At 73.2% G+C, this 5,957-nt stretch carries 5 protein-coding genes; 4 read left to right on the top strand and 1 reads right to left on the bottom strand.

Annotated features, from left to right (window positions below; genetic code table 11):
• Positions 1 to 51: 51 nt before the first annotated feature.
• A complete protein-coding gene (murA, locus tag ACFXPK_RS27385) occupies positions 52 to 1,392 on the bottom strand; it encodes a UDP-N-acetylglucosamine 1-carboxyvinyltransferase (RefSeq protein ID WP_385007847.1) in 1,341 nt (446 codons plus the stop codon).
• Positions 1,393 to 1,666: 274 nt separating this feature from the next.
• On the opposite strand from murA, the gene ACFXPK_RS27380 reads away from it, so the two are divergent.
• The 4 genes from ACFXPK_RS27380 to ACFXPK_RS27365 all read left to right on the top strand — a co-directional run.
• Entirely contained in the window at positions 1,667 to 2,227 is a 561-nt protein-coding gene (locus ACFXPK_RS27380) for a YqgE/AlgH family protein (protein ID WP_385007849.1), read from the top strand.
• A 218-nt stretch (positions 2,228 to 2,445) separates the two neighbouring features.
• Positions 2,446 to 2,745, top strand: a complete 300-nt coding sequence (locus ACFXPK_RS27375; RefSeq protein ID WP_329826823.1) for a DUF3039 domain-containing protein — start codon at positions 2,446 to 2,448, stop codon at positions 2,743 to 2,745.
• A 315-nt stretch (positions 2,746 to 3,060) separates the two neighbouring features.
• Positions 3,061 to 4,710: a beta-N-acetylhexosaminidase gene (locus ACFXPK_RS27370; RefSeq protein ID WP_385079593.1), complete on the top strand. Its 1,650-nt coding sequence runs from the start codon at positions 3,061 to 3,063 to the stop codon at positions 4,708 to 4,710.
• A 346-nt stretch (positions 4,711 to 5,056) separates the two neighbouring features.
• Positions 5,057 to 5,957 (top strand): FAD binding domain-containing protein (locus ACFXPK_RS27365; RefSeq protein WP_385079590.1); only part of this gene is annotated, 901 nt, incomplete at its 3' end.

Here is a 5,957-nt window from a genome sequence, read left to right as displayed (position 1 = left end):
GCCCCCCGTCGCGGGTGCGGGGGCCACAGCGGTGCCGGGAGGTGGGTACGGTCAGACGAGCGCGCCGCCCGGCAGTTCGACCTTCGCGCCCAGCTCCACGAGCTTGTCCATGAAGTTCTCGTAACCGCGGTTGATCAGATCGATCCCGTGCACCCGGGACGTGCCCTGGGCCGCCAGAGCCGCGATCAGATACGAGAAACCGCCCCGCAGGTCGGGGATGACCAGATCGGAGCCCTGGAGCCGCGTGGGGCCCGACACGACCGCGGAGTGCAGGAAGTTCCGCTGCCCGAAGCGGCAGTCCGAGCCGCCCAGGCACTCCCGGTAGAGCTGGATGTGCGCGCCCATCTGGTTGAGCGCCGAGGTGAACCCGAGCCGCGACTCGTACACCGTCTCGTGGACGATGGAGAGCCCCGACGCCTGCGTCAGCGCCACCACCAGCGGCTGCTGCCAGTCGGTCTGGAAACCGGGGTGCACGTCCGTCTCCAGCGCGATCGCGTTGAGCGAGCCGCCCGGATGCCAGAAGCGGATGCCCTCGTCGTCGATCTCGAACGCGCCGCCCACCTTGCGGTAGGTGTTGAGGAACGTCATCATCGACCGCTGCTGAGCGCCGCGTACGTAGATGTTCCCCTCGGTGGCCAGCGCCGCCGAAGCCCAGGACGCGGCCTCCAGACGGTCCGGCAGCGCGCGGTGCGTGTAGCCGTCCAGCCGGTCGACCCCGGTGATCCGGATCGTCCGGTCGGTGTCCATCGAGATGATCGCGCCCATCTTCTGGAGCACGCAGATCAGATCCTCGATCTCCGGCTCCACCGCGGCGTTCGACAGCTCCGTGACGCCCTCGGCCAGAACGGCCGTCAGCAGCACCTGCTCCGTCGAGCCGACCGACGGGTACGGCAGCCGGATCTTCGTGCCGCGCAACCGCTGCGGGGCCTCCAGATACTGCCCGTCCGCGCGCTTCTCGATCGTCGCGCCGAACTGGCGCAGCACGTCGAAGTGGAAGTCGATCGGCCGGCCGCCGATGTCACAGCCACCGAGACCGGGGATGAACGCGTGGCCGAGCCGGTGCAGCAGCGGTCCGCAGAAGAGGATCGGGATACGGGACGAACCCGCGTGCGCGTCGATGTCGGCGACGTTGGCACTCTCGACATGGGTCGGGTCGAGGATCAGCTCGCCCGGTTCGTCGCCGGGGCGCACGGTCACGCCGTGGAGCTGGAGCAGTCCCCGCACCACCCGCACGTCGCGGATGTCGGGCACATTGCGCAGCCGGCTCGGGCCGCTGCCCAGAAGGGCGGCGACCATGGCCTTCGGCACCAGGTTCTTCGCGCCGCGGACCCGGATCTCGCCCTCCAGCGGGGTGCCGCCGTGAACAAGCATTACATCGTCAGTGCCGGTCATGAATCTCGCGTTCCGGAGTGGGCGGGCGGGTGGCCAAGGAAAAGGGTACGGCTCCTCACCCCCTGTGCCGTAAGGCCCGGGCGGCGGCGGATACGTAATGGACACGTACGGGAACGCCCTTGATACGTACGGTGGAACGTCCCTCGCGCAGGGTCACCGGCACGGCCCGCCGCCGTCCGTGCGCTCCCGTTGCCGCCGTGCGCCCTGAGCTGCGCGCACGCCCACTGTGCCGGGCACGCCCCGCGGACGGCGAATATGCGGGATCATGTCTCGCATGACCGAGGTGTCCTCGCTCACAGGGCGGCTGCTCGTCGCGACACCCTCCCTGGCGGACCCGAATTTCGAGCGCGCGGTCGTCCTGCTGCTCGATCACGACGACAAGGGCTCGCTCGGCGTCGTCCTCAACAGGCCCACGCCGGTGGGCGTCGCGGACATCCTGGAACCCTGGGGCGAGCTGGCGGGCGAGCCCGGCGTGGTCTTCCAGGGCGGACCCGTCTCGCTGGACTCGGCGCTGGGGCTCGCCGTGATCCCGGGCGACGAGGGGCCGTTGGGGTGGCGCAGGGTGTACGGGGCGATCGGCCTCGTCGATCTGGAGACCCCGCCGGAGCTGCTCGCGCGGGCGCTCGGCTCGCTGCGCATCTTCGCCGGGTACGCGGGCTGGGGTCCGGGCCAGCTCGAAGGGGAGCTGCGCGAAGGCGCCTGGTACGTGGTGGAGTCCGAGCCGGGGGACGTCTCGTCGCCGCGTCCGGAGAGCCTGTGGCGGGCGGTGCTGCGCAGACAGCGCAGCGAGCTGGCGATGGTCGCGACGTACCCGGACGACCCCTCGCTCAATTGACGTGGCCCCCGCGGGGGCCACGGTGACCGGGCGGGCCCGCGGCGCGCGGGCCGGCCTCCGGCGGCCGGGGGGATGACATGCGCGCTCCCGGTGGTGGCTTGAACTCGCCACTGGGTGCACCGTGCGCGGCGTGTCGGCGCGACGGGCGTCCGTCCGGCTGCGGAGTGCACGGACCCGGCTACTCCGTGATGCCTCAGGCGTGGGTACCCTTGGTTCCCATGAGCACTCTTGAGCCCGATCGCGGGGCAGGTACAAGCACCCTCGTGGAGCCGACACCCCAGGTGTCGCACGGTGACGGCGACCACGAGCGCTTCGCCCACTACGTCCAGAAGGACAAGATCATGGCGAGTGCGCTCGACGGCACTCCCGTGGTCGCGTTGTGCGGGAAGGTCTGGGTGCCGGGGCGCGACCCCAAGAAGTACCCGGTCTGCCCGATGTGCAAGGAGATCTACGAGTCCATGGGCCCCGGCGGGGACAAGGACAAGGGGAAGAGCGGCAAGGACAGCGGCAAGAAGTAGCCGCCCGCCCTCCGTTCCGTACGGCCCCCGGGGCACCGCGTACACGCGGCGCCCCGGGGGCCGTACGCGTTCCCGCGCCCCGCGACGGGGGACTCGGCGGGAGGCTCCGGACGGCCGGTTCCGGCCGCCGGGGACGGGCCGGCGCGATCCGGCCGCGGACCAGGCCGCGCACCCGGTCGCTGACCAGGTCGCCGGGCTCCCGGGTCTGGGAGCCGCCGATCCCGGGTAGGCAAGCGGTCCCGGGCCGGCCCGTCCGGGACCCGGCGCCGGCGCGGCGCCGGCCACCGGAAACCCGGCGCGGAGGAGCGACCCCCCATGGACCTGATCCCCGACCCCCTGCGCTCGTGGCCCGCGCCGCGCACCGCGGAGGCGTTCCCGCTCGACGCGGAGACCGCCGTGGCCGCCGGGCCCGGCACGGAGGGCGTCGCCCACTGGCTCCGTACCACCGTGGGCGCCGCCACCGGGCTGCCCCTGCTCCCCGACACCGGGACGGGCTCCGGCGACAACCTGATCGTCCTCGGGATCAGCGGGGACATCGCCCGCGAACAGGTCCCCGAGGGCTACCGGATCACCGTCGGCGCCGACGCGGTCCGGCTCGACGGCGGGAGCGCCGCCGGGGTCTTCTGGGCCGCGCAGACCCTCCGTCAGCTCCTCGGCCCCGACGCGTTCCGCGCGGCGCCGCTGGCGTCCGGACGCCATTGGTCCGTACCCCTGACGGTCATCGAGGACGCGCCGCGCTTCGCGTGGCGGGGGATGATGCTCGACGTCGCACGCCACTTCACCCCCAAGGACGACATCCTGCGGTGGCTGGATCTGCTCGCCGCCCACAAGCTGAACGTCTTCCACTTCCATCTCACCGACGACCAGGGCTGGCGTGTCGAGATCAGGAGCCGGCCGCGGCTGACCGAGGTGGGCGCCTGGCGGGCCCGCACCAAATGGGGGCACCGCGCGTCGGACCTGTGGGACGAGAGACCCCACGGCGGCTACTACACGCAGGACGACATCCGCGAGATCGTCGCGTACGCCGCCGCGCGCCACATCACCGTCGTCCCCGAGATCGAGATCCCGGGCCATTCGCAGGCCGCCATCGCCGCGTACCCGGAACTCGGCAACACGGACGTCGTGGACACGGCCTCCCTCACCGTCTGGGACACCTGGGGCGTCAACGAGAACGTCCTCGCCCCCACCGACCACACCCTCCGGTTCTACGAGGACGTCTTCACCGAGATACTCGATCTCTTCCCCGCCGACACCTCGCCGTTCATCCACGTCGGCGGCGACGAGTGCCCCAAGGACCAGTGGAAGCGCTCCCCGGCCGCCCAGGCCAGGATCCGCGAACTCGGCCTTGCCGACGAGGACGGACTCCAGTCCTGGTTCATCCGCCACTTCGACGGCTGGCTCACCGCGCGCGGGCGGCGCCTGATCGGCTGGGACGAGATCCTGGAGGGCGGCCTCGCGCCGGGCGCCGCCGTCTCCTCCTGGCGCGGTTACGCGGGCGGCGTCGCCGCGGCACGCGCCGGTCACGACGTCGTCATGTGCCCGGAACAGCACGTCTACCTGGACCACCGTCAGGCGCCCGGCGACGACGAGCCGATGCCCATCGGATACGTCCGCACCCTGGAGGACGTCTACCGCTTCGAGCCCGTGCCCCCGCACCTCACCGAGGAGGAGGCCGCCCATGTCCTCGGCACCCAGGCCAACGTCTGGACCGAGGTGATGCAGGACCGTTCCCGCGCGGACTACCAGGTCTTCCCGCGCCTGGCCGCGTTCGCCGAGGTCGCCTGGTCGGCCCTGCCCGCCCCGGGGGAACGTGATTTCGCCGACTTCGAGCAGCGGATGACGGAGCACTACCGGCGCCTCGACGCCCTCGGGGTCGCCTACCGGCCGCCGGCCGGCCCGCTGCCCTGGCAGCGCAGGCCCGGCGTCGCGGGACGGCCGCTGGAGGGGGCGCCACCGCAGGTCTGAGCGGACCGGGCCCCGTACCGGGCGGACTTCGGGCCCGTTCCCGGCCGGTGCGGAGCCCGGTCCGGGGGCGGTTCCCGGCCGGTCCCGGCCACGAGGAGACGCGCCGCACTCCGTGTCACCCCGGGCGGATAAGTCATACAACGACCGCCGAAGAGTGGCATTCCGCATGTGACGGCGAAGAGGGGTGAAAGCGGACCTTCCCCCTGGTCGGGGACGGATGCGCCCTTCGTGGACCCTCGCGTCGCCGGGCCCGGAAGATGTGCCAGAGTTGCCACGTCCGGCCTGTGAGCACGTACGGTACGGCAACACAGGCGGGACACCGGGACACCGGAAAGGGGCAGTGGGGTTGACCACGCACGCACCGCAGACGGCGCAGTTCGTGACGCTGCCGGCCTCGCTCGACGAGGCCGTCGCGGCGCTCACGGAGATGCCTGCCGCCGTGCCCGTCGCAGGTGGCACCGACCTGATGGCGGCCGTCAACAAGGGCCAGTTGAGGCCCGCCGGACTGGTCGGCCTCGGCCGGATCAGTGAACTGCGCGGCTGGCACTACCAGGACGGCCACGCCCTGCTCGGCGCCGGCCTCACCCACGCCCGCATGGGCAGGCCCGACTTCGCGGCCCTCATCCCCGCGCTCGCCGCGTCCGCGCGCGCCGCCGGGCCGCCCCAGATCCGTAACGCCGGCACCCTCGGCGGCAACATCGCCACCGCCGCCCCGACCGGCGACGCCCTGCCCGTCCTCGCCGCGCTCGAAGCCGACCTGGTGGTCGCGGGGCCCGGCGCCGCGCGCCGCGAGATCCCCGTCTCCCACCTCCTGGCGGGACGCGAGATGCTCGCCCCCGCCGAACTCATCGGCTTCGTCCGCGTACCGCTGCTGCACGCGCCCCAGGTCTTCCTCAAGGCCACGGGACGGACCGGCCCCGGCCGCGCCACCGCGTCCGTCGCCGTCGTCCTCGACCCGGCGCGGCGCGGTGTGCGCTGCGCGGTCGGCGCGATCGCCCCGATGCCGCTGCGCCCGCTGGAGGCGGAGCGCTGGATCGCCTCGCTGATCGACTGGGACGGCGCGCGCGGACTCGCGCAGGAGGCGCTCGCCGCGTTCGGCGAGTACGTCGCCGCCGCGTGCATCCCGGACCCGCCGCCGCCCGTCGACGGAGGAGAGGCGCGGGCGCCGGGCGCCCCCCGTCCGCCCCGGGCGCGGGCCGGCGCCCCCCGGGGCCGCCGAGGACGGGGGGGCGCGGGGGGGTGGCCAC

The organism is Streptomyces sp. NPDC059142, assembly GCF_042755665.1.
In the GTDB taxonomy this organism is placed as follows: domain Bacteria; phylum Actinomycetota; class Actinomycetes; order Streptomycetales; family Streptomycetaceae; genus Streptomyces.
This window is presented reverse-complemented; position numbering and strand designations above follow the sequence as displayed.